This window comes from Alkalibacterium putridalgicola, assembly GCF_900109825.1.
Taxonomy (GTDB): Bacteria; Bacillota; Bacilli; order Lactobacillales; family Carnobacteriaceae_A; genus Alkalibacterium; species Alkalibacterium putridalgicola.
In genome coordinates this window covers 12,198-37,945 of record NZ_FOBL01000023.1, presented here as the reverse complement: position 1 = coordinate 37,945, position 25,748 = coordinate 12,198, and the positions used below count along the sequence as shown (strand labels likewise).

The 25,748-nt window shown below is 39.4% G+C and carries 22 protein-coding genes; 16 read left to right on the top strand and 6 right to left on the bottom strand.

Going from position 1 to position 25,748, the window contains the following annotated elements; genetic code table 11:
• Positions 1-170 precede the first annotated feature (170 nt).
• Both BMX84_RS08405 and BMX84_RS08400 read right to left on the bottom strand, forming a co-directional pair.
• Positions 171-713: a YtxH domain-containing protein gene (locus tag BMX84_RS08405; RefSeq protein ID WP_091488839.1), complete on the bottom strand. Its 543-nt coding sequence runs from the start codon at positions 711-713 to the stop codon at positions 171-173.
• 30 nt (positions 714-743) lie between these two features.
• Positions 744-1,205 carry a DUF948 domain-containing protein gene (locus BMX84_RS08400; protein ID WP_091488837.1) on the bottom strand — a complete coding sequence of 154 codons (462 nt, stop codon included), beginning with the start codon at positions 1,203-1,205 and terminating at the stop codon, positions 744-746.
• A 269-nt stretch (positions 1,206-1,474) separates the two neighbouring features.
• On the opposite strand from BMX84_RS08400, the gene BMX84_RS08395 reads away from it, so the two are divergent.
• From BMX84_RS08395 to BMX84_RS08365, 7 genes are all read left to right on the top strand, one after another.
• Complete coding sequence (locus tag BMX84_RS08395; protein ID WP_091488835.1) at positions 1,475-1,996, top strand: PTS sugar transporter subunit IIA; 522 nt, start codon at positions 1,475-1,477, stop codon at positions 1,994-1,996.
• A gap of 112 nt (positions 1,997-2,108) precedes the next feature.
• Positions 2,109-2,822: a response regulator YycF gene (yycF, locus tag BMX84_RS08390; RefSeq protein WP_091488834.1), complete on the top strand. Its 714-nt coding sequence runs from the start codon at positions 2,109-2,111 to the stop codon at positions 2,820-2,822.
• Between the two features lie 6 nt (positions 2,823-2,828).
• Complete coding sequence (walK, locus tag BMX84_RS08385; protein WP_091488832.1) at positions 2,829-4,688, top strand: cell wall metabolism sensor histidine kinase WalK; 1,860 nt, start codon at positions 2,829-2,831, stop codon at positions 4,686-4,688.
• Positions 4,685-5,998 (top strand): YycH family regulatory protein, encoded by a 1,314-nt coding sequence (locus BMX84_RS08380; protein ID WP_177165518.1) that lies wholly within the window; start codon positions 4,685-4,687, stop codon positions 5,996-5,998. Before walK ends, BMX84_RS08380 begins: the two co-directional genes overlap by 4 nt.
• Positions 5,988-6,944, top strand: coding sequence for a two-component system regulatory protein YycI (locus BMX84_RS08375; RefSeq protein WP_091488829.1), 957 nt, complete (start codon positions 5,988-5,990; stop codon positions 6,942-6,944). Before BMX84_RS08380 ends, BMX84_RS08375 begins: the two co-directional genes overlap by 11 nt.
• Before the next feature lie 97 nt (positions 6,945-7,041).
• On the top strand, positions 7,042-7,851 hold the full coding sequence (locus tag BMX84_RS08370; RefSeq protein WP_091488845.1) for an MBL fold metallo-hydrolase: 810 nt from the start codon (positions 7,042-7,044) through the stop codon (positions 7,849-7,851).
• A 706-nt stretch (positions 7,852-8,557) separates the two neighbouring features.
• Positions 8,558-9,760: a S1C family serine protease gene (locus BMX84_RS08365; protein WP_091488827.1), complete on the top strand. Its 1,203-nt coding sequence runs from the start codon at positions 8,558-8,560 to the stop codon at positions 9,758-9,760.
• Between the two features lie 437 nt (positions 9,761-10,197).
• Here the strand turns inward: BMX84_RS08365 and BMX84_RS08360 are convergent, their stop codons facing one another.
• The gene (locus BMX84_RS08360; RefSeq protein WP_091488825.1) at positions 10,198-10,620 is read right to left on the bottom strand and encodes an organic hydroperoxide resistance protein; all 423 of its coding nucleotides are present in this window, start codon (positions 10,618-10,620) and stop codon (positions 10,198-10,200) included.
• A 121-nt stretch (positions 10,621-10,741) separates the two neighbouring features.
• Between BMX84_RS08360 and BMX84_RS08355 the strand changes: the two genes are divergently transcribed.
• From BMX84_RS08355 to BMX84_RS08345, 3 genes are all read left to right on the top strand, one after another.
• Positions 10,742-11,167: a MarR family winged helix-turn-helix transcriptional regulator gene (locus BMX84_RS08355; protein ID WP_246119093.1), complete on the top strand. Its 426-nt coding sequence runs from the start codon at positions 10,742-10,744 to the stop codon at positions 11,165-11,167.
• A gap of 16 nt (positions 11,168-11,183) precedes the next feature.
• Complete coding sequence (rlmH, locus tag BMX84_RS08350) at positions 11,184-11,663, top strand: 23S rRNA (pseudouridine(1915)-N(3))-methyltransferase RlmH (RefSeq protein WP_091488823.1); 480 nt, start codon at positions 11,184-11,186, stop codon at positions 11,661-11,663.
• Between the two features lie 363 nt (positions 11,664-12,026).
• The gene (locus BMX84_RS08345; RefSeq protein WP_091488821.1) at positions 12,027-14,291 is read left to right on the top strand and encodes a hypothetical protein; all 2,265 of its coding nucleotides are present in this window, start codon (positions 12,027-12,029) and stop codon (positions 14,289-14,291) included.
• A 139-nt stretch (positions 14,292-14,430) separates the two neighbouring features.
• Here BMX84_RS08345 and BMX84_RS08340 read toward each other — a convergent pair whose 3' ends face one another.
• The 3 genes from BMX84_RS08340 to BMX84_RS08330 form a co-directional block, all read right to left on the bottom strand.
• On the bottom strand, positions 14,431-14,700 hold the full coding sequence (locus BMX84_RS08340; RefSeq protein WP_091488819.1) for a DUF1643 domain-containing protein: 270 nt from the start codon (positions 14,698-14,700) through the stop codon (positions 14,431-14,433).
• A gap of 100 nt (positions 14,701-14,800) precedes the next feature.
• Positions 14,801-15,106: a hypothetical protein gene (locus BMX84_RS08335; protein WP_091488817.1), complete on the bottom strand. Its 306-nt coding sequence runs from the start codon at positions 15,104-15,106 to the stop codon at positions 14,801-14,803.
• Between the two features lie 3 nt (positions 15,107-15,109).
• On the bottom strand, positions 15,110-15,559 hold the full coding sequence (locus tag BMX84_RS08330; RefSeq protein WP_091488816.1) for a JAB domain-containing protein: 450 nt from the start codon (positions 15,557-15,559) through the stop codon (positions 15,110-15,112).
• A gap of 270 nt (positions 15,560-15,829) precedes the next feature.
• Here BMX84_RS08330 and BMX84_RS08325 point away from each other — a divergent pair, with 270 nt between their 5' ends.
• From BMX84_RS08325 to BMX84_RS08300, 6 genes are all read left to right on the top strand, one after another.
• Entirely contained in the window at positions 15,830-17,332 is a 1,503-nt protein-coding gene (locus tag BMX84_RS08325; RefSeq protein ID WP_091488814.1) for a type I restriction-modification system subunit M, read from the top strand.
• Positions 17,325-18,566 carry a restriction endonuclease subunit S gene (locus BMX84_RS08320; RefSeq protein ID WP_091488812.1) on the top strand — a complete coding sequence of 414 codons (1,242 nt, stop codon included), beginning with the start codon at positions 17,325-17,327 and terminating at the stop codon, positions 18,564-18,566. Before BMX84_RS08325 ends, BMX84_RS08320 begins: the two co-directional genes overlap by 8 nt.
• Before the next feature lie 38 nt (positions 18,567-18,604).
• Positions 18,605-21,730 (top strand): type I restriction endonuclease subunit R, encoded by a 3,126-nt coding sequence (locus BMX84_RS08315; RefSeq protein WP_091488810.1) that lies wholly within the window; start codon positions 18,605-18,607, stop codon positions 21,728-21,730.
• 92 nt (positions 21,731-21,822) lie between these two features.
• Complete coding sequence (locus BMX84_RS08310; protein WP_091488809.1) at positions 21,823-22,764, top strand: abortive infection family protein; 942 nt, start codon at positions 21,823-21,825, stop codon at positions 22,762-22,764.
• A gap of 31 nt (positions 22,765-22,795) precedes the next feature.
• Complete coding sequence (locus BMX84_RS08305; RefSeq protein WP_091488807.1) at positions 22,796-23,239, top strand: hypothetical protein; 444 nt, start codon at positions 22,796-22,798, stop codon at positions 23,237-23,239.
• A 116-nt stretch (positions 23,240-23,355) separates the two neighbouring features.
• A complete protein-coding gene (locus BMX84_RS08300) occupies positions 23,356-25,578 on the top strand; it encodes an N-6 DNA methylase (RefSeq protein WP_091488805.1) in 2,223 nt (740 codons plus the stop codon).
• Positions 25,579-25,748 lie beyond the last annotated feature (170 nt).

The following is a 25,748-nucleotide window of genomic DNA, read 5'->3' as shown; positions in this document are numbered from 1 at the left end:
CACTAAAAACATGTTGCAAAACCGTTATTAGAACAAGTTCCTGAGAAGAAATCACCAGAACATGTCTTAATACCGCTAGCCGACCACTTTTCCCGTTACATTGTCGAAGGTTTCTTATCTAAACACAGAAAAAGGCTGGGCTCAATAGAGTCCAGCCTTTTCCTATGGTATTATTCGTTAGGGTTTACCTTCAATGAAGCATCTTCTTTACCTTCAGCTTCAGATTTGTCGATATCAAAATCGTCATCATCTGACAGGTAATTGTCGTGGAGGGCTTCATCCACTTTGTCTTTCGGAATGGCCTGATCCTGTTCAGGTTCAAGAGGCGTATCTTTGACATCGCCTAATTTATCATCGGTATACATCGTCTGGCCTGCAGAAGCGGCATCGGATGCAGGCGTTGTCGTTCCTTGTCTTTCGGCTTCACTTAAAGCCAGATCTCTTTCGATTTCTTCAATAGTCTGGTTCAATTTCGCCTGTTTGGCATCAAGTTTAGCCTGTTCTGATTCCAGCTCTTTTTCAGCTTCCATGTAAGACGTTTTAAAATCATCCACGAGTTCATGGGCTTTTTCTTCTCCGGAGTCTTTTAATTTCAATGCCTCGTCTTTCAGGTCTTCTCTAAAGGCTTTACCGTTTTTAGGGGCAAACATTAGAGCGGCGAAGGCTGATGCGGCACTCATGAGTACGGCTTTTGTTAAACTTACTTTGGGCATGATTCAGTCATCCTTTCAAGATAATGTGGTTTATAGTGGTTGTGTCGAGTCGTTCTGATGACGCTGTTTCTGTTTTTCGACTGTCCCTTTGAACGCCCGCTTAAAGGTCTTGGCTAAGCGTGGTCCGTCTGTCTTCAGTTCCGTATAGGTGTTTTGTGCGATACCCTTGGAATAATCAGCGCTGTGTTCTTTCAGGTAAGTCAGCGAGTGAGACAAACTAGACGCAGTATCCGAGAGTTCGTTCATTCTTTCCATATTGGTCTGCGCCACCTCTTTGGTGCTGTCAACACGGGTCATGATCAGATCCACTTTCTTCTGCATCACATCCGCTTCGTTAGTAAAATGTTCAACCTGTTCTTGTACGTTGGTTTGTGTCCGCTCGATATTGTTCAGGGTCGGCTTCATTTTCTTCATGGCATAAATACCTATGGCGATGAGGAGAACAAGCGATACACCAACAATAATGAGCGAAATAAGATAACCGGCTTCCATTGTGTGCCTCCTTTACTGATCAGTTTCATCATTTTTACATCTATAGTATTAGAATACCATGAAGTAAATAGAACACCAACTGAAACGCTAGCGAAAAGATATTGCTTGAAAGAGCTTTAATTGTTAGAATAGTAGCAACACAATAGGATTTTTGTGCGTTGTCAAGTGAAACGAACAAGTGGAGTGGATGAGCAGCAGCAAAATAAGCAGAAAAGGGTGCTGCTTAGCCTGTTCAGATAAAAATCAGTCGCTTTAAAAAGGAGAAAAAAATGAGTAATGAACGTAAGGGGTTCGGTGATCAGAAAAGAGAGCAAAAAAGCGATACAGTGGAAGTGATGTTAAGTGCTGTCACAGATGGCGAAATCATTCCCATTGAGGAAGTGCAGGACGATTTATTTTCCCAGAAAATGATCGGTGACGGTTACGCGATCAAGCCTTCTTCCGAAATAGTGTATGCGCCTGTTTCCGGCAAACTGATCGAAGTTGCAGATGCAAAGCATGCCTATTATATAGAAACAGATGGAGGACTGAAAGTCTTGATACACATCGGTATCGATACCCTGTTGATGAACGGCGAAGGGTTTCAGACCTCTTTAAGGAAGAACGACCGCGTGGAAAAAGGAGCTCAGCTGGCCACGTTCGATCAGAAATTGATCAGCGAAAAAGGCTTTAATACCGTAATACCTGTCATCGTTCTGGAACATGACTCTGTATTGTCGCTGGAAACTTTACCTGAAAAGAAAGCCATAGCCAGAGAAACAGATGCCTTGAAGATCACCTTGACCCGCTGAAACTCGGCCGGTCGATGAAGTAAAATTGAACACATCTTATAGGTAGGGTATAATCAAAGTGAAATGCATCACAGTTTTCAGTTTTTTAAAACAGTTCTGAGGAGGAACATCTTTGAAAAAGATACTAGTTGTCGACGACGAAAAGCCGATTTCCGATATTGTTAAATTTAATTTAGAAAAAGAAGGATTTGAAGTGGTCACTGCCTTTGATGGGGAAGAAGCCCTTCAAAAGGTCGAAGAAGAGAATCCGGACTTAATCGTCCTGGATCTTATGCTGCCTAAAATGGATGGACTGGAAGTCTGCCGTGAGGTCCGAAAAACGAAGGATATCCCGATCATTATGGTCACAGCCAAAGACCAGGAGATCGATAAGGTACTGGGGCTCGAACTCGGAGCGGACGATTACGTCACGAAGCCGTTCTCTAACCGTGAACTGGTGGCACGAGTGAAAGCCAATGTTAGAAGACAGGCCTCTCTGCAGAGTACAGAAGCGGCCAAAGAAGAGAGCAATGATATCGAAGTGGGTGACTTGACCGTTCATCCCGATGCCTATATCGTGTCCAAACGCGGCGAGTCCATCGAACTGACCCACCGGGAGTTTGAACTGCTGCATTATCTGGCCAGACATATCGGTCAAGTCATGACGCGGGAGCACCTGCTTGAAACGGTCTGGGGTTACGACTACTTTGGAGATGTCCGTACGGTAGATGTCACGGTCAGACGTCTGCGTGAGAAAATCGAAGACAATCCAAGTCATCCGACTTTCCTCGTCACACGCCGAGGTGTAGGTTATTATCTGAGAAGTCCTGAACAACAGGAGAAGTAGTGATTTATGAAAAAAAAGATTCGCATTTATCAGTCGATCAACACTAAAATCGTATTCGTGATCGTCCTATTACTTGTATTCGCCCTGCAGCTTATCGGGGCGAATTTTATTACCCAAATTGAGCGTCAGCTGATCGCCAATTTTCAGGAAGACCGTCAAGTACAGATGAATTTTCTGGAAAGTACGATCCTTCCCGCGCTGGAGCGTGAAGAAAGCGGGGAAGAAGGCGAAGTAAATCCGGAACAGGAGATCAGCAATCTGCTCACTGAGTTTTCAGGCAGTGGCATTACCGATCTTCAAGTCGTGAATTCGGAACTTATTCTCATGGGGACCAGTGATACGACCCAGCAGAACATTGTCGGACAATTATCCGATGACGTCGATCTGAGACAGGCCCAGATAACTGAAAATTCCATCACCAGACAAGTGATCGATCCGGTCACTCAGAACAGAAGATGGAAAATCGTCGAACCTGTTTTTTCAGCGGGGGAAGAGTCTCAGTTTTTAGGGGCTATTTTAATGGAAAGCAATATTGAATCCGTTTATGATCAGATCTCTCAAATCACCGGCATCTTTCTGCAGTCCAGTGCGGTGGCCATCATCTTGTCCCTCGTCCTGGCCAACATGGTCTCCCGGGCACTGACGAAACCGATCAAGGAAATGCAGATCCAGACCCGTCAGATCGCTGAAGGAGATTATTCAGGTACGCTGAAAGTTTACGGCGAAGACGAACTGGGTCAGCTTGCCAGTCTGATCAATGACTTGTCCGATGATGTTGCCGAGGCGCAGGAATCCATCGATGCCGAGCGCAGACGTCTGGACAGCGTCCTGACCCATATGACGGATGGCGTTGTGGCGACAGACAGGCGCGGCAAGATCATGATCATCAATGAGATGGCCCAGTCCATGCTGGATAAGAACCAGGAGGAAGCCATCGGACGCAATCTGCTGTCCATCCTGGACGTAGAAGAAGATGTCACTCTGCGCCGTATCCTGGAAAATCAGGACGATATGCTGGTGAACAGCAAACAGAACGGTATCCCGATCATCCTGCGCGCCTCTTTTTCTCTGATCCAGAGAGAGTCGGGCTTTATCAGTGGGATCGTCTGTGTGCTCCATGACGTCACGGAACAGGAACGGATAGAAGAAGAGCGTAAGCAATTCGTTTCCAACGTCTCTCACGAACTGCGCACACCATTGACGAGCATGCGCAGCTATATCGAAGCACTGGCGGATGGGGCCTGGCAGGATCCCGATCTGGCACCGCGCTTTTTAGAAGTCACACAGAACGAAACAGACCGTATGATCCGCATGATCCAGGATCTGCTTCACTTATCCCGTATCGATTCGGGTAAAAGTGTGCTGAATCTTGAGATCGTCGATATGACCGAAATGCTCGAACATGTGCTTAACCGGTTCGACATGGTGATTCATTCGGCCGAGTATGAAGGCAAGAACTATCAGATCAGAAAAGATATCCTCCAGGAGTCCGTGTTTGTTGAAGTGGATCCGGACAGAATGATCCAGGTCCTGGATAATATCATGAACAATGCGATCAAGTATTCACCGGACGGCGGAACCATCACAGGAAAAATGGAAAAAAGATACGACACGGTGCTCATCAGTATCCGTGATGAAGGGATGGGTATCCCTAAAGCCGATCTCAATAAGATATTCTCCCGTTTCTATCGTGTGGATCGGGCCCGGTCACGCGCCATGGGAGGCAGCGGTCTAGGACTGGCTATTTCCAAGGAAGTCGTGGAACAGCACGGCGGCCGCATCTGGGCAGAAAGTACGGAAGGCAAAGGGACGACCTTTTATCTCTCCCTTCCTTATGTCCCTTACGAAGAGGAGGAATGGGAATGATTTGGTCTAAAATCAGACAATTGCTCTTGATCGTCCTGATCGGTTTGAGCTTGTTCTTGAGTTTTCAGATCTGGACGACCGGGGTGCAGCTGCGCGAACCATCTTCCGGAGGCGGCAGTACCGTTCCCGCTTCACTGGTCGACCGTTCGCTGGTGGAAGTTTTTTCTCCCAAGAAAATCATCTGGCACCGTAATGAACTGGACAGAAAACTCGATATCAATACATTTTATACAGTAGACTGGTTTGAAGAGTATTTATCGGAAACCACCTTTGGCGAAGTACAGTCGCCGCAGCGCTTGAGTTTCTCTGCTTATCAGGAGTACCTGAACGAGGAAAGCTGGATCGAATTTATTTTCGATGCGCCGGTACCCTTTGGGATCTTTGAGAATGGCTTCAGTGATTTGCCGACAGATTACGAGAATCGTACCTTTACACATGTCTTGATGAATAAGGAAAACCCTGAACTTGCCGGTTTCTACGATTCACATAATGAATTCCTATACCAAATCGATGGGACTGAGTATACAGAAGAGATACTCGACGAGCTCCTCTATTCCCAGGATAATATCATGACCGATGTTGAAGCGTTTCAAGTCAATGAGCGAGTCATTTATCTGCCTGTAGAAGAACAGGAAGTGGAGTACCGTGACTATCTGGTCGAGCGTCTGCCGAACAACCTGTTCGTGCTTCAGTTCTTTTCCGATACGTCGGATATCGATGCGAGACGTACGGGCAATACGACGCGCTATATCGATCTGACTACTGAATTGAGAATAAATGATTCGACAAATACCCTAATGTATCTGAGACAGCGTTCAGATATGGGACAGATGACGTTCAGCGAACGCCTTCTAAGCAGCTATCAGACGCTGACGCAGATCGAGAACTGGACAGAACACGTGCATTATCAGGGATATGTCCCTGAGACCCAGGAAGTCACGTACCAGCGTTATATCCAGGGCTATCCTATCTACAGCTATCAGCAGTATGAATCGATGATCGAGGTGACCGTCGTTGAGAGTGGTCTGACAAGCCTTGAGGTTCCTATCCGAGTCGTTCAGACACCCCTGACCTTGACGGGAGAACGAACGAAGACCTTGCCAAGCGGCACAGAAATTATGGCACAGCTTGAAGAGGCAGGCACTATGGAAAATATCGAAGATATCCGCATTGGCTTGACATGGACAGAGAGTGAAGAAGATGAACGGGTCGTGCACTTTGAACCCGACTGGTATGTAGAAACTCAGGATAACTGGATAGAAGTCAGCCGATTCATTGAGTCACAGGAGGCATCACTAAATGGATTTTAAAAAAATTGAAAACATTTTTCTGATCACCTTTCTGCTGCTGAATATTTATCTTCTTGTCAGTTACTTCAATCGGAATGATATCCAGCAGGCAACGAGTGCCCCCGGTCAAGTCAATCTGATACGTGAGATGGAGCAGATCGGTATCGAACTGCCCACCCTTCAGGAAGAAGAACGGGAAGTCTATTATGTTCAGGCAGACAGCAATCAGCTGCTGGAAGAGAATGTCGATCAGCTGGAAAATCAGGCGGGTTCTGTCGCGGCGGACGGGTCTCTCTACACAAGTATTCTATCTGATCCGATCGAGATCGAAGGCAATCCTGACGATGGCTTTACCGAAGCAGACTTTGCTAGACTAAACGAGTTTATTTTAAGTGATTCGGTTTTATTTGGGGATGAATATACTTACTTGAGGTATGACCGCAGTCAAAATCGCTTTGTCTATGCCCAGGTAGTGGAAGGGATCCCCGTGGCAGATGGGACATCCGAAATCTCGCTCTTTTACGGCAGTGACGGAAACATCATCTCTTACCAGCAGACCTATGCAGGACCGATGATACCACAGGGGACGACGCAGGCGATCATTACAGATAGACAGGCCATTGAGGTCCTTTTTCAGAACAATGAAATCAGCTCCAACTCAGTCGTCGGTCAGCCGATCCTTTCTTACTACCGGACCCTGCATCTGGAAGACTTAAGTATGTACGGCCCAGTCTGGTATGTCCCGGTCAGAGATACCGGCGGCGAACGAATCCTTCGCGTGGATGCTCTGGAACGCACGATCATTACAGAGCCGGCCGCACCGCTTGTACCTGAAGAACCGGAAGAGCCTGAAGAGTCAGAAGATTCTGAAGAACCGGAGGAAGACGCAACAGAAGAGCCAGAAGAAGACGTAGAAGCAATGCTTGAGATAGATGTAGAAATCAGCAGTGATGAATCAGAGGAATAATAGAAGAAAAGGACCTGAAAAAGTGGTCTTGCTTGTAGGTGATGACTTGTTGTAAGATAGACAATGAGTATTCGCAGAGAGAGGAATCATTGTCATGATGCAATCAGAACAGTCCGGCTTGCGCATCAGCGTGTTAGCCAGTGGAAGTACCGGAAACATCACATATATCGAAACTGATCAGACAAAAGTATTGGTGGACTGCGGATTCAGCGGCAAGAAAGCAGTCGAATTGATGACGAAGATAGGGCGCCGTCCGGAAGACCTGGATGGCATCTTAGTCACGCATGAACATACGGACCACATCAAAGGCGTGGGGATCCTCGCCCGAAAATATGACTTGGACATCTATGCCAACGAAAAAACCTGGCAGGCGATGGAACCCAAGCTCGGTAAACTGAAGATCGAACAGAAGCATCATTTTTCAAAAGAGAAAACCTTGACGCTGGGGGATATCGATATTTCCAGTTTCGGCGTGTCTCATGATGCGATCGATCCTCAGTTTTACACTTTCCAGAAAAATGATAAGCGTTTCGTCATGCTGACAGATACAGGTTACGTGAGCGACCGTATGCGCGGTCTGGTGAAAGACGCCGATGCTTATTTATTCGAAAGCAATCACGATCTGAGCATGCTGCGTATGGGGAAATATCCCTGGTCGCTGAAGCAGCGTATCATCGGCGACAAAGGCCATTTATCCAACGAAGATGGGGCTCTGGCTCTGGCGGAAATTATTGGAGACAATACCAAACGTGTGTATCTGGGCCATTTGAGCAAGGAAAACAACATTAAGGAAGTCGCTCATCAGACGGTGGAAGATATCCTTTTGAGAAAAGACACCGGAGTCAACGAACGGTTCCAGCTCTATGACACAGATCCGGCAGAACCTTGTCCGCTGTTTATTCTGTAACATCCATAAAGCCATCCTCATCTTTAACGTATGAGTTAGAGATGAGGAAGGCTTTTTTTATGTCTGGAAATTCATTTGCATCAACTCGCTGGATAGATCAACTGGAGTTTAGAAAAGGTAGAATTCGTTCCAGCAACTCCTTGAGTAAAAGTGACTCAGTTCATAGAAGTTCAGCCTTCTTCTATGAACTCGGTCGTTAACATGATGGGGAGTTATCAAAAGAGGGCAGTTCTTTTGATAACTTTTTACCGATTGGCCTCTGAGTTACTAAAAGACGGGATCTCTTTTATTAACTCAGCGGTTATTGATAGTAGAGTTACTTAAAGAAGGCGGTTCTTCTAGTAACCCGTGCGCCATTTTGACTAGGGGTTACCAAAAGATGACGGATCTTCTATTAACCCGATAGATAAAAAAGGAAGAGTTAATAAAAGCAAAAACACTTTCATTCACTCACTCACTAGTGAATGCAGGAGACAGTTATTAGAAAGACCTGATTCACCTTTAGGTATCGAAGAGATGGATCTGGTTGTCTTGATAGTATTTTTAACACGAAATAGTCTAATTTTCTTCAAAAAGCTTAATAATACGGAAAAAAAGTTGATTATGATAGAATTGTATCATGATATAATTGAAAAATAGACATAAAAATGTCATGGTTGACCGTTAATATAGATAATGTAAATATGTTTACTGGAGGAATCGATAAATGAAAAATAATATATATAAAACATTATTGGCGTTAAGCTTATCAGGCGCACTACTCGCAGGGTGTGATGTCACGGATCCGCAAACAGAACCCGAAACAGAGGATGAAGAAATTGTAGAAGATACACCTGTGACAGAAGAAGGAGATGTCCAAATATCTGAAGTCAGAGTAGACGTGACCTCAGACATAACAGACGCTGTGCAGGAAGTAGATGAAGCCGTTGTTTCCATTATAAACATGCAGCGTGTGGGACAGAATCCATATGGCTGGTATGAAGGGTCTCAAGATACAGATGCAGAGGGAGAAGACCTGCAGCAGGTAGGAACAGGGAGTGGAGCCGTTTATAAAGTGGATGGCGATACGGCCTACATCTTCACGAACAATCACGTTGTTGATGGTTCAGACGCCATAGAAGTCCTGTTTAAAGACGGTTCGCGCGTGGAAGCATCCATAGTCGGTGCAGACATGTGGACAGACTTGGCTGTTTTAGAGATCGACTCAGAAGCAGTATCGGCGACAGCAGAATTTGGCGATTCAGAGAACCTGACCGTGGGTGAACCGGCTATTGCGATCGGCTCGCCACTGGGGACAAATTTTGCTTCTTCCGTAACCTCAGGGATCATCTCCGCTACCGGCCGAACAGTGCCCGTAGATACGAACATGGATGGAGAAAACGATTGGGAAATGACTGCCATTCAGACTGATGCAGCCATCAATCCGGGGAATTCCGGTGGACCGCTCGTCAATATCGCGGGTCAGGTCGTGGGGATCAACTCCATGAAAATCTCATCGTCAACCATTGAAGGGATGGGCTTTGCTATTCCAAGTAATGATGCACTGGATATCATCAATCAGCTGGAACAGGATGGTGAGGTAATCAGACCAGTCATAGGCGTGGCCATGGTCGATTTATCCATGGTGTCACCACAGCAGCAGGAAGCGATACTAAATCTGCCGGAGGATGTCACAGGCGGTGTAGTGATTGCAGAAGTACAGCCAAACAGTTCGGCCGATGAAGCGGGTCTTGAATCGAATGACGTGATCGTGTCATTCAACGGTGAAGAAGTAGCGAATGGCATCGAATTGAGACAGGAAATCTATGATACCGAGATCGGGGATGAAGTGGAAATCGAATTCTACCGTGACGGAGAGCTGCAGTCAGTCACACTAACCCTTCAAAGTACTGAAGAACAGAATATATAAGCCGTTCAATCAAACGCACAGTCTTTTTCACAGGCTGTGCGTTTTTATTTGGGGAAAAAAGAAGAACTGTTCCGTTCGGGTGTGCATAACTTTATATAGAAACCATTTATACCGGGGATTTCTTCAAATAAGTTATACACAACCTACAAACGAGTTGTGTATAACTTTATTTATAGAAGTTGGACTGATAGATTTAACCCTTTAGGTAAAGGGTTTTTGTGCAGGTTGCCTATAAAAGTAATCCCCAATAAAAGTGTGCATAACTTTCTGAATAAACGAACTGGATCTTGACGGAGCTTCAAGCTTTCATAAGCAGAAACGGGAACAAAGCCTGTGGATATGTGCATAACTTTGTGGATAACTGTGGAAAATTTGGGTAAAAAAAAAGAGATTTCCTGTTAAACCAACAGAAAATCCCTGTGGAGAGTGTGATTAACTTATAGTGCTTTAACGGTTTTCTTCACTTTGACATTGCCTTCGATCGCTCGAGAATATGGGCAAACTTCGTGTGCCTGCTCAACTAATTCTTCTGCTTCTGCTTGGGTAACGCCTTCGATTTCCACATATAGCTCGACGCTTAAACCGAATCCTTTTAATCGTTTCTCGATACTGACTTTAGCTGTGACCGCTGATGTTGTTTTCTTTTTCGCTTTCTTTGCGGACAACTGCAGTGCACTGTCGAAACAGGCGGCATATCCTGCAGAAAACAGTTGTTCCGGATTGGTCGCCCCTTTGACATCCTTCCCGCCTAATCCCTTAGGCGTAGCCAGATCGACTTCCAGATTACCATCTGATGATTTAACATGTCCCTGACGTCCACCGCGGGCTGTGGATTCTGCTGTATAGAGTGCAAGTCCCATAAAAACACCTCTTCCTTTTAATTTACTACAATTAAATTGTACACAATTTAATTGTTTTTGTCAAAATGTAGGAACTTTTGATATTCCTTGCTATAATAAGAAAAAAGAGGAGTGAACGAACGTGTCTAAAAATATATTAAAATTAAGTAATCAAGTGTGTTTTCCATTATACGCAGCAACACGGCAGATCACTAAGCTCTACCGGCCGATGCTTGAAAAGCTGGAAGTGACCTATCCGCAATACCTGGTCCTGCTGGTCTTGTTCGAAGATGTGTCTGTCACAGTCAAAGAGCTGGGTGAACGCTTATATCTGGATTCAGGGACACTGACCCCGATGCTGAAACGCATGGAAGAGCACGGGTTAGTGGAACGTAAGCGATCCAGCAAAGATGAACGCGTCGTGGAAGTCAGCCTGACAGAAAAAGGCCGCAGCATCGAAAAGAAGGCAGAAGAGATACCGAATAGATTTTCCAAAGAGATACACCTGGAACAAGACGAATTTGATGAGCTGAAACGTCTGCTGACCAAAATACTCGATCAAGTTTAAATAGAAGGAGCCAGTAATGGATATCACAATATTGTCAGTCGGAAAGTTGAAAGAAAAGTACCTGAAAAAAGGCATCGATGAATACACCAAGCGTTTAGGCGCCTACACAAAAATCAAAGTCATCGAAGTGCCGGATGAAAAAGCCCCCGAAAACCTAAGTGAAGCCGAGATGGAACAGGTGAAGGAAAAAGAAGGCGAGCGTCTACTGGCAAAAATTCCTGACCAGGCCTACGTCTTCACCTTGGCTATCCAGTCCAAAGAACGCACCTCAGAATCCTTCGCCAAAGAAATCGAACAGCTCATGATCCACGGGAAAAGTAAGATCGTCTTTGTCATCGGCGGCTCATTAGGATTGAGCCAGGCGGTCATGGACCGCAGCGACACCACCATCTCATTCGGAAAAATGACCTACCCCCACCAGCTCATGCGATTGATACTAGTCGAGCAAATCTACCGTGCCTTTCGGATTATGCGGAATGAACCGTATCATAAATGATGATAAGAATTTATAGTCTGTACGGTTCGGTCCATGTTTATCATTGCTTTATCTCTATATCTAAAGTTTATTAAGTTAGGACAGAAAGTTAGTTTCACTAGTTTCTTTAACTAGAAGAACAGCATGCTTATATAGTTTAAGTATGCTGTTCTTTGTCTTAATACATCGGGGAATCGGGTAAAACGAATAATATCAAACTTTACTAAAAGTAGAAATTCACAATAAAAATCACAAGTTTACATGATTTTCATTTACAATTAAGAGAACAGAGATTATTATAAATATATATATCAGACAATCAATAATAATTAGTAAGCGATTTCAAATGTGGGTTGACTGTATAAATAAAAGGAGGTTTTTTATTTGGAGATTATTATTGCAAGTGTAATTGCTTGGATTGTGAGAGAGAAATACAATTTTAGTTGGCGTCAGACTATAGGTTCCTTTTTTCTAGGTATCATAGGCATAAATTTCATAACTGGTATTTTAGAATTTGTATATTCCCTATTGATGTACGAGGGTCTGGGTTCCCTATTCACATTCATAATTATTGTAGCGATAGTTTACTTCTTTTTAAAAAGGGATACAGAAGGTAAATACATAGAAGAATGGGAAAACACTGACTTCCCGTTTATTTCATCTTTCGAATTTTCGAATTTATTATTGGAAAAATGTGATATAGGTAACGTCCGATATCATGAAGACATTCCATACAATCGAGCAAAATATTTTAGCTCAGAAACTGATGCAGACATTGATATGGAATACGTATCCAACATCTTTTTTGATGCCAGTCCGGCTGACAATGAAATGTCTTTTCAAGAATATGGTTTTTTAGTTACTTCATTAGGAGTTATTGTTAATAAACAGATAGAAGTCCCGCATGAGGGTAGAAAAAAAGAGTATAGCAATCAAAAATCCTATTTGCCTTTTTCCAAAGTCTACCGGTATAAAACTACAATTGATTCCCTTACAGTTTACTATGCGGATCGTACTAAGAATACTATAAAACTTAATCCTGAAGAATTACAATTTATTAGTAGTGTGTTTCAGTTGGCTATTGAGTCTGGTTGGACAGCCCATGTAGAGGATGTCATATTTAATAATGGGGTAACTGAAGAAGAATTGGAAATAATTGATACAGATGTTGAAGAGTATTATAGAAGAATAAATGATGTGGATCTAGCAGTTGAGAAGGCAAAAAGAAATAAAAATGTAGACATAGGTAACAAACAGACCACTTATGCATCTGTGGCAGGAAGTCTAGGTTCTATAAGGTCTGAGTTAAATCAGAATCAGATAAACGATCGATTTGGTAAGGGTCAAGGACATGGTCATGTCGGAGAACAGTATGGAGATGTTTACGACAAGCTTCGTTTTAAAAGTACAGAAAAGTTAGGATCAAGTCATGAGAAATACGGTGCAGATCGAGTAGTCAACGGAGAGAATATTCAGACAAAGTATTGTAAAACAGCAGGAAAATCTATAGGACAATGCTTTGATGATAAGGGTATAGGTGCTAAATACTTAAATACCGATGGATCTATGATGAAAATTGAAGTTCCTAAAGACCAATATGAAACTGCTTTGAAGAAAATGGCGGAAAGAATAGAATTAGGTCAAGTACCAAACGAAAATAATCCACATAACGCAGAAAATTATGTTAAAAAAGGAGCTCTAACATACGAACACTCTCGAATTGCTACTAAATCAATTTTTGATCGAAAATCTAAAATTGCGGTTAAAGATAAGAATAATAAAACAGTATATAGAGATGTCACTTTAGGAGAAAAAATGATTTGGTCAGCAGGAGGAGATTTTTTAACCGGAGCAACTGCTGCATTACCGTTTGGTGTAGTTTCAGGCTTATGGGTTTATTGTAATAGTGTCTGGCAAGGGACAGATAAGAAAACAGCATTGAAAAATTCAGTTATTTCAGCTGCAAAACCAACATTGACTGGTGGAGTCATATATATGGTATCATCACAGTTTGCAGGAAGTAAGATGGGTAAGGCAGCAGGAAACTTATTCGCAAAAACATTTGTTAAAAAACAAATGACAAACAAAGCTAAAACACAAGCTGTTACGAAAGGAGCAATGGGAATTATTACAGTTGCTATCACAGTAGGCCCAGATCTGACAGATTGCTTACGAGGACGATTGTCAATGGAGCAATTAGTGAAAAATACGCTATCGACTGGCGCAGGAATGGCCTCAGGAGCAGTGATTGGTAACGCAGTAGGTTCTGTCGTTCCAGTAGTGGGTAACGTTATAGGAACGGTTGTAGGCGGATCTATTGGAGCGATATCAGCTAGGAAACTAATGGACAACTTTATAGAAGATGACGCAGTTAAGATGATTAGAGTCGCAAAAGAAGAGTTCATCGAAACAGTTATGATGAGTTCGCTGTCTGAAGAAGAATTCAAAGATATCTTAGAAAAAACATTCTTAAATAAAAAGTTTGATAATTTATTAAAAACTATGTATGCTTCAAATAATTCCCGTGACTATATCCATGAACATTTTCTCAACTTTGTAGAACAAGTATACTTAAAACGAGAACTACCAGATGAAGAAGAAATAATGGAAGTGGCTATGATCCATTACGATGGGCTAGTAGCAGCTTAACCTGAAATAAAAAAGAATGCACGTGTATTTTTCGTACTATCAATAACTGATCTTACATGATCTTATATTTAGAAATTTAACCTATTTAAAAATAAAAATTTGAACAGCATACTTATTTCTCAGTATGCTGTTCATTACTTTAATATGACGGGGAAACGGGAAGGTTCACTTTAGAATATAGGTTTACAGAAAAAAAGCCGTCATAACCAAGTTTGTAAATGTTGTTCGTAATTAGCATTGTCGTGGTATCGGTCAATATAAGCTCACTCGTACTAGGATACAGTGTGATAACAGTGGCCATTTTGGCTTTTCCTTTTTTATTCCACGACCGTTCTAATACGTAACGATGTGTGCCTGAATCTTCTTCGATAACTTTTGTTGTCATGCTTGCAGATAATTCTTTTACCATATATATCAGACTCCTTAGATTATTTTTTCTTTTTTAATTCTCTAGCAGCAGAAGTAGCAACCAATGCAATAATTTCTAGAATGAGAATAGGTGTGAACATTTAAATACCTCCTGTAATAATGCGGTAGTCAAGCAGTTTATCCTCGTAAAGCAAGCCAACCAATTTCGGATCTGAAGCTGAATCGGTTAATGGATATAGTATATATACTACAAGCTCTTTATATACATACAAATGAGTCATGACGTCTTGAAACCTTGAAAGGTATGATTGATAACTCATCGGAATGATTGACATATCTAGTTCAACGACTTCAAAGCTATATGATTCGTAACCAGCGTCTTCTAGAGTTATTGGCTCTCCTAAGTGTTTGCTCAGCATGTCGAGAGCAAGTTCAGAATAGTCCATAAGCTATGCCTCCCTTTTGATGTGTCCGTATTCTGCGAAAGAATAATACTCAGTAGGAGATACAATGACATGATCTAATACTTCTATACCAAGCAGTTCACCGGCTTCGCAAATCCTACGAGTAAAGTTATGATCAGCATCTGACGGACTGATATCTCCAGAGGGATGATTATGAGCAATGATCAGGCGAGCGCAGTTTGAAGCAATGCTTGCTTTAAATATCTCCCGAGGATGCACGATTGAAGTATTTAAAGATCCAACTGACACAGTCGAAATAAAATTAATATCCGATTTTGTACCTAGACCAAACACGATTACCGTCTCTCTGTCACAGTTACCAATAAGTTCTTGAGCGTAATTGGCAACAGTAATTGCTGATGTGAGCTTTTTACTTTCGATTGATGTTTCATGAACGACTTCTTGCTTTAGTTTAATGAATGGAATGTAATCCATGTTTATCCTCCTTAAGTTTTAAGTGCCGCGAGTAAGCATTGGCGAAAAAATACCCCCATCGACATTTGTCGATGGGGGATGAAAACCTGACTGTTTAAGTATGATATTCCTCCTTACTATATTTGTGAAATCAAAGTTATAATATATGTTTGAGAAATTGATTATAACGATTTTACTTATGCTTAAATATAATAAAACTAGAGAATGAATTAAATACCAGGATAGCCTGTGCTATAATGATGATAAGTATTTTGAAGGAGAGCGATTTCATTGGCAGAAAAAGTAAATAGTGCAGATTTAGGATTTGAAAAAGAAATTTTTAAAGCAGCTGACAAGTTAAGAGGAAACATTGATGCTGCAGAGTACAAAAATATCGTTCTAGGTTTGATTTTCTTAAAATATATTTCAGACAGTTTTGAGGAGCGTTACAATGGACTTCTTGAAGAAGGCGATGGCTTTGAGGAAGATCGAGATGAATACCTCGCTGAAAATATCTTCTTTGTACCTGAAAAAGCACGATGGGGCTACATAGCCAAACATGCGACTGAACCTGAAATAGGACAAGTTATTGACCAGGCAATGATTTTAATCGAAGAAGAAAATGATCGCTTACGTGGTATTCTTCCTAAAAACTATGCTCGTCCCGAACTTGACAAACGTCGGTTAGGAGAAGTAGTTGATTTATTCAACAATTTAAAATTAAAGGAACATGGTAATTCGAAAGATATTTTAGGTCGAACGTATGAATATGCGATTGCTCAATTTGCAAGTTTAGAAGGTAAAAATGCTGGAGAATTCTACACGCCATCAAGTATTGTTCGGACACTTGTAGAAATACTTGAACCTTATGAAGGAAGAGTCTATGACCCATGCTGTGGTGCAGGTGGAATGTTCGTCCAATCAGCAGAATTTGTGGAACGCCATCAAGGTCGTATAAATGAGTTGTCAATCTACGGACAAGAAGCTAATGCCAATACATGGAAGCTGGCACAAATGAATCTAGCGATCCATGGTATAGAAGGTGATTTGGGTCAAGGAGCTGCGGATACGTTCTACAATAATCAACATCAAAGCATGCGTGCAGACTATATACTAGCCAATCCACCATTTAACATGAGTGACTGGGGGGGAGATAAACTAGCTGAAGATGTGCGTTGGCAATATGGCACGCCACCAGAAGGAAATGCCAACTTTGCTTGGATGCAGCATATGATTTATCATTTGGCTCCGAATGGTAAATTAGGGCTTGTTCTTGCGAATGGGTCTTTATCATCAACTGGTAGAGAAGGGGACATCCGCGCAAATATTATCAAAAATGATTTAGTAGAAGCGGTTATTTCAATGCCGGGACAGCTTTTTTACTCTACGCCTATCCCTGTATCACTTTGGATTATCAATAAAAATAAAAAACGTAAAAGTAAAACACTTTTTATCGATGCACGTAGTCTTGGGTATAAGGTAACCCGAGCTCATAGAGAGCTATCTATTGATGATATAGATGCTATTTCTAAAGTATACCATGATTTTGTAAGGGATGAAGACGTAGAAAAACCTGGTTATGCTCACGAAGCAGATATAAAAGAAATTGAACAAAATAATTTTGTTTTAACTCCTGGACGTTATGTTGGTTCAGAAGAAATTGAAGATGATGGAATACCTTTCGAAGAAAAGATGGAAAGTTTAACAGCAGAACTAGGGAACCTACTTAAAGAATCTCACAAATTAGAAGAGGAGATAAGAGAACAGTTAGGTGGGATTGGATTTAATGTATAATAATGAAAATTGGAGAGAATATACTCTTGAAGAAATTTGTTTGAGAAAAGGTCAGTATGGAATTGCTGAATCATCTATTCCATATCAATCAGACTTACCAAGGTATCTTCGAATAACTGATATAACTGATGATGGTTTTTTAAAAAATGATGGTAAAGTATCGGTTAGTGTAAATGCAAACCAATATGAGAAATATTTACTTGAAAAAAATGATATAGTTTTTGCTAGAACTGGGGCAAGTGCAGGTAGAAGTTATGTATACGAGGAAACTGTAGAACCTTTAATAGTGGCAGGTTTTTTAATAAGATATAAATTAAATCCGATAATTGTCGATCCGAGATTCATGAGGTATTTTACGATTTCGTCTGACTACAAAAATTGGGTAGACTCCATAGCCACAGGTAGTACTCGTCCAAATATTAACCAAAAAATGTTTAGTTCTATGAAGATTCTCCTACCATCAATGGGGGAACAAAAAAGAATAGTAGAAATATTAGATTCTTTGGAGAATAAAGTAAAGAAAAACAACACTATGATTACTATCCTTGAAGAACAAGCGCAAGCGATTTTTAAGTCGTGGTTTATAGATTTTGAAGCGCGTAAAGACGAGGAATTTGTAGACTCAGAGTTGGGCAGACTCCCAAAAGGATGGCAAGTAAACAGTCTAGAGAATATTGCTACGTTCAAAAATGGTATAGCAATGCAAAAATTTCGACCTGAAACTAAACAAGATTCTTTACCCGTATTAAAGATTAAAGAACTCAGAGCTAATAAAACGGATTCGAGTAGTGACAGATGTGCTGTCGATATACCAAAAGAAGTACTGATAGAAAACGGTGATATTATCTTCTCTTGGTCTGGTTCTCTACTTGTTGAAGTATGGACAGGTGGTACTGCAGGACTCAATCAACATTTATTTAAAGTATCTTCAAATAAATACAATAAGTGGTTTTATTATTATTGGACAAAGTTTTTCCTGAATCAATTTGTTGCAATCGCTAGAGATAGAGCCACAACTATGGGGCACATCAAAAGATCTCATTTAAAAGAGGCAAAAGTTCTTATACCTGATGACGTAACCTTAGGTGAGATGGACAAAGTTATGAATCCGATTGTATCGAAAATAATTAATTTAGGTGTTCAAAATAAAAAATTAGAAGAACTTCGCGATACACTTCTACCCAAACTCATGTCAGGAGAAATCCGAATAGAAGAAGCAGTTGAAACAGAATAGAGTACATTGATATTCAATCTCATATAGGAGGTGAAACAATGGCAGAAGTCAAATTTCTAGAAGAAGGGCTAGAGAAAGTTTTTCTAAAAGAAGTTCAGAATCTAGGTTATCATTTTATTCCGAACCAAGAAATCATTCGTCCAAACTATAAGACACCTATTGCAGAGAAAATGTTGAAAAATAGTTTAGTTAATATAAACCCAGAGGCATCTATGGATGTAATCGATCGAGCGCTTTATCATATCCGACATATTGATGCTGGTCTATTAGAAAGCCGGAATGAACACTTTTTTGACTATCTACAAAATGGTATAGAAGTTAGTCATTATCAGGAAGGCAAACAAAAAACAACACGTGTCCATTTAGTAGACTACATGGATATTGATAGAAACAGTTTTATGGTTAGTAACCAATATACAGTGATTGGTAAAGAACAAAAACGCCCTGACATCGTCATTTTCCTAAACGGACTTCCTATTGTAGTGATTGAATTAAAATCCGCTACAACAACTCAAGCAGACATATCCAGTGCTTACAGACAAATCAAAAATTATCAATATGATATAGAAGAACTCTTTGTCTATAATGCATTTAATATCATTTCGGATTTTACTCATACTAAAGTAGGAACGATTACATCTAATGAATCCTGGTATAAAGAATGGAAGACAACGGATGGGAACTATGAAAGTACTCGATTTGCGGATTACAGTACATTACTTGAAGGTATACTACAAAAGGATCGATTGCTTGATATTTTGAAAAACTTTATTTTATTTGAACATATAGAAGGCTCTACTGTGAAAATAATGGGGCAATACCATCAATATTTTGCGGTACATAAAGCTGTCTACTCCACACTTCAAGCTATAGAAGATGGAGATGGACGTGGAGGCGTATTTTGGCATACTCAAGGGTCCGGAAAATCATTGTCAATGGTCTTTTACACGCAGCTAGTGACGCGAGCCTTAGACCAGCCAACATTTGTGGTGCTCACAGATAGAAATGATTTGGATGATCAGCTCTATGGGCAGTTTTCACGTGTGCAAGAATTTTTAAGACAAACACCTATTCAAGCGAATTCTCGAAGTCATTTAAAAGAATTACTAAATGATCGGAAATCAAATGGGATTTTCTTTTCAACGATGCAAAAGTTTGCTGAATCGGAAGAACCATTAACGAACCGACAAGATGTGATTGTAATGGCGGATGAAGCCCACCGTTCACAATACGGGTTAAGAGAAAAGGTATCTCGAGATGGTAAAATACAGCGTGGTATGGCACGTATCGTTCGTGAGTCGTTACCAAAAGCCACTTATGTCGGCTTTACAGGAACGCCGCTTACTGAAAATGACAAAGACACCCAGGAGGTCTTTGGGAGCTATATTGACGTTTATGATATGTCTCAATCAGTAGAAGATGGTGCAACAAAGCCTATTTATTATGAAAACAGAGTCATTAATCTAAATTTAAATGATGAGGTATTGAAACAAATCGATGCAAAGTATGATGAACTGGCTGATTTGGCTGAAGAATCTGAAATTGAAAAAAGCAAGCAAGAACTGAGCCGCTTAGAAGTTCTATTAGGTTCTGACCAAGCGATTGACACGTTAGTAACAGACATTCTTGAGCACTACGAGGGTAACAGAGCAGAGTTGTTAACAGGGAAAGCGATGGTGGTTGCCTATAATCGCCGTATAGCTATGAAACTGTACCGGCGTATGATCGAATTACGTCCAGACTGGCAGGATAAAGTTGAAGTCGTCATGACCGGCAATAACAATGACCCTGAAGAGTGGAAGGAAGTCATTGGTACAAAAGCTGATCGAGATGAACTAGCTCGTAAGTTTAAAGACAACAATGACCCAATGAAAATCGCTATAGTGGTTGATATGTGGTTAACTGGGTTTGATGTCCCTAGTTTATCCACGATGTATGTATATAAACCAATGAAAAGTCACAACTTGATGCAGGCAATAGCACGAGTGAACCGAGTCTTTGAAGAAAAAGAAGGCGGGTTGATTGTTGACTATATAGGTATTGGCAAAGCCTTGAAAGAGGCAATGAGCGACTATACTAAAGCTGACCAAGAAGCGATTTATAATGCCAATATCCGAGATTCTGCATATCCCAAGTTTCAAGAAAAACTAGAAGTATGTCGAAATGTTTTCTTTAACAGCTTTAGCTATTCTCGAATATACTCAAAAGAGACGACGGATGCTGATATGGCAGACCTTATTCGTGAGGGTATCAATCATATGTTAAGCATGAACGTAGAGAAACAAAAAGATTTTAAGGATCAATCCTATCAATTAAAGCAAGCGCATACTCTATGTTCATCTGTGACATCCGAGAAAGAACAAAGGGAAGCTGCTTATATCGAAGCTATCCGCATCAGTCTCAATAGAATCACCAGTACAAATACGAAACTGTCACGGAAAGAAATCAATAAACAGATTAGCGAGCTCTTACACCAATCGATACAAAGTGAAGGTGTAATAAATCTATTTCAAGACTTTGAACGTGGCTTTAGTCTGTTTGATCCTAACTTTTTAGAAAAGATTGAGAAGTTGGAACAGAAGAACTTATCTGTTGAGTTATTAAATAAATTATTAACTGATGAGATACGTTCTATCTTACGTACAGATGTAGTTAAAGGATCAGAATTTTCTGAGCGTCTTCGTCGAATTATGAAAAAATATCGAGAAGGTTTAGTAGACAATGCAGAATCGCTGGACCGTTTTGCAGGCTTTGCAGATACATTAAATGAAGATTATGATGAATATAAAGCTACGAATGTGCAGAACACAAGAGAAGAGCTTGTTAAGTTAGCAAAAGAAGCCTTGGCATTGGAAGAAGAGCATAAAAGCTTAGGCTTATCTCGTGCAGAAATGGCTTTCTATCATGCCATAAGTAATCCAAAAAATGTTCAGGATTTCTATACAGATGATCAGCTGATTGAATTAACCAAAGAATTAGCTGAATCAATATCAGAAGAAATGACCTCCGACTGGATGATGAGAGAATCCGGACGAGCGAACGTATATCGCACTATTAAGAGATTGCTGAAGAAATACAAATATCCAGGTAACTATAAAGAAGCCATTCAACTGGTTATTAAACAAGCAGAACATTGGGATGGTAGGCAGATGGCGAAAATGTAATAAAAAAGTAAATCTCCATATCCTGCTATAAGTACGGGTATGGGGATTTTTTAAGATGAATATGATTAGCTTGTCAATTAAGGAGGCTTGATGTGTTGAATGGAACACAAGAAGGAAAACTAATAATCTCTGATTTATCGAAAAGAGATATTTTTGATTTATTAAGAGTTGGTTTATATGAGCGGGAATTTCAGTATTTTGGTAAATATAGTGAAATAGCTTTTCTTAACAGAATAGTTAATCTAGATGAGTTGCCTTCATCTGATTCTAGATTTAGCAATATGAAACAGGACATAAGACAACACACTATAAATAATGATGATTGGGAGCTCGATTGGGTCTTTGATAATGAGATATTAAATCTAACTAATGATAATGATTTATTTGTAAAGTTCATTAATAACATATTTCACCCGTTAGTTAGGGATGAGGTATCGGAATGGAGAAGCTATTTAAATCAGATCAATGAAATATTAAAATTTGACAAAATGGAATTGAGAGTAACCAAAGAATTTAGCGGTAGACCTGTTTATGAGATTGTTTCAATCACAAATGGAGGATTGATAGAAGATTACACTGAAGAATTAAAAGTAAAGTTTAGTTCTGAATATATCGATTCTCAGGTTTCTATAATGTTAGAAAATATTGAGTCAAATCCGAATGTAGCTATTGGCAAAGCTAAGGAATTAATGGAATCATGTGCAAAAACAATATTAGACGAACTAGGTAGTGAATATGATAGAAAAATGGAGTTTACCCCACTTTTGAAATTAGTAATGAAAGAGTTGGGACTAACAGCTAATACACAGGAAAAAGAAAAAGAGTCTGGGAAGATTGCAGCCAAAATATTAGGAAATTTAAATGCAATTCCACAGAATATGGCAGAATTAAGGAATACTTTCGGTGATGGGCATGGCAAAGCAAAAACGTTTGTTTCTTTACCACCTAGATATGCTCGACTGGCAGTAGGAACATCTACGACAATAGTATATTTTTTATGGGAGACGTATCAAGAAAAACATTCGGTATTCTAAAAATGACTAAACATTCGAAAAGGAGATTAAAATGAATAATAATGATGACACTTCAAGTATAGAACGTTTTAAGAGCTATGGAAGAGATCTGTCTAATATTGTGATAGAAAGCGTTAGAGAAGTAATGAGTGAGAGAGAACTAGATGCACATATTCAAGGTTTAGATGCTGGTCTGCAAAGGAATATAGTTAGTTTATATGATGCAGGTGTCGAAGACAGAAAAATCATAGAGCTCTTGAACAAGTATTGGCATATAAGTATGGATGATGCTGCAATGTGGCTTCGATATGAAAAAATTCAGTATTGTTATAAAGTGTTAAAAAGGCATTTAATATCTCAGGGGTTCTCACAAGTTGATGTAGGTGTTTTTATGAGAAAAAATAAGGTAAGTGAAAAGTTAGAAACTAAACCAGAATTACTGAAATTAAAAGATAATGGCCAAAAAATAAAAGAAGCACTAGAAAAAGAAGAATAACATGAGTGAACCGATAGTATAAAATCTGATTATTAACTCAGATGAAATTTGTTAACTAATTAACTATTAGTCATGAAGAAATGGTATTTTAATTAAATTCATATAGGAGGTAAAAAATGAATAATAAATTAAAGCAATTATATGAGAGTACTGATTATTATTCGGGTAAAAAAATTAATAATCAAGATGAAATGATTCAACGTGGGCTCGAAAAACATATTGATTTAAGCTATGACGATATTCGCGAAATACTTAAAAAGCATAATAAATATAGTCATGGAATCACACCTAAAATAGTTTCTGAATTTATGAAAAAAGTAATTACAAATAAGAGTGATGTGCTAATACCATGGAATATATATGGGGAGTTGTTAGGGGAAGTATCAATAAATACTGATAGTAGTGTATTGATTAGTAATAATGATAAATGGGCTACTATAACAGGCATGATGTTGAAAGATAATAAATATCAAAGCATTATTGGTGATCCTTTAATTGAATTAGAAAAAATGAAGGAATTTAAGTTTGATTTGATATGTAGCTTTCCTCCAATGGGGATAAAAGCTGAAACAACAGTAAATAACAAAAAAATTCGAGCAGAACTAGCTCATTTATTAATATTGAAAGCGTCCTATAAATTAAGAGAATCCGGTCGAATGTTTTTTGTTGTTAATCATAATTTTTTTAATAGAAAATTGAGGAACTCCATTTTGCCAATATTAGAAGACAAGGGTATTTTTTTAGATGCAGCTTTTTATTTGCCTCCAGGAACTCATGTCAACACAAATATAGGAACATATTTAATAGTATTGAGTAAAAAAGAGTACGGGGACTTATTTATTAGTGAATTAAAAAATGAGAATTTAGAACAAGTAATATCAGGATGGAATAATAGAAAAGATAGTAAAGTTCTAACAAATGGAAAGCTAGTAGATCATAAGTCCTTCTCATCTTATGGAAAGTTGGAAAAAGAGTTAGAAATAGAGAGGTTTGTTAAAAAAGCTAATTTAATAGAAGTGCCAATTACTGATATTGCATTACAAATAAATAGCGTAAAAAAAGAAATTGGTCAATTTAAAGAACATGCTAATTCAGTATATTTGCCTAATATTGGTCGTTCTGATGCAGTCAATGATCAAAGTGAAATGAAAAATAAAACTCATAATTATTTTCAAATTGTACTAAAAGATAGTATAAACTCTATTTATCTGGCAAAGTGGTTCAATACAGAAGTAGGTCTGATTCTTAGAGATAGCTTAACGAGTGGAGCCTACGTAGGAAAAATTAATAAAAGTACTTTAGAATCGGCTAATTTATATCTTCCTGAAAAGAGTATACAACAAGAAATATTAGATATTCAATCAAAGGTAGATGAATTAAGAAATGAATTATTCAGTATTGAAAGCAAAGCATGGAACTATCCCAATAGCCATGAGCATTTAAATAAACGATTAGAAAAATTAAACAGAGAAGATGGAGTTACAGAATGGATAGAAACATTACCTTTTCCTCTAGCATCTATTCTGTATAAATACTATGCTAAAACTGATGTATTCTCAAAGAAAGAATTTTTGCTACATTTTTTTGAAGCATTCGCTCAATTTCAAGTTGTATTAATGATGAGTGCCTATGCAAAAAATGGTGAAATTATAGATAAAGAGTATATTTATGAAATAGATGCCGATAGATTAGCCAATGCAACATTTGGAACATGGGTTCATATTGGAGAAAAGCTAGCTAAGAAGCTTAGAAAATTAATGGACAAATACCCTGATCAATGTTTACGATTATTTCAACAAAAAAGAAAAAGTTTTATTGAAATAATATCATCCAAGGAAGTATATAAAATATTAGATAGAACTAGAAGCTACAGAAATGATTGGAAAGGTCACGGAGGAGTTGAAAGTGAGGGAGATGTCAAGAATAGACTGATGTTGCTAGAAAGAGAGCTAAATGCATTAAGAAAAGTAATTGGTGATATATACGAAGGATACCAGCTAATTCAACCAGGAAATGGACATTTTAGTTCTGGTTTCTATAATTGTAATTGTAGGTTAGTAAAAGGAACTAGAAATACATTTGTTGAAAAGAGTATTGAAGTTTCAAATGGACTAGATATTGAGAACTTATATCTACTTGAGGAAGATGGTTATGACCCACTTAAATTACTGCCATTTATTAAGCTCATGCCAAGTCCAAAAACCCAAGTAAATGCTTGTTATTATTATAATAGATTGGATCGTAATGGAATAAGAATGGTTTCATATTATTTCGATCAAGATGCTGAAGTTACTATTCACGATAGCGTGCTAGAGACATTAATTAATGATTTAAAATAGAAATTAAATGTATGCGAATAGTTTCTTTTACTAATAGTTAGATGTTAAATTCGAAAGTATAGCATCTTACTTAATTTTACACCCTGATAAAATTTATCACCGTAAAATGATACGGAGAACCGTATCATAAATGAATGAGGTTCAATCAGTCAGTCAGTCGTAGATAAACT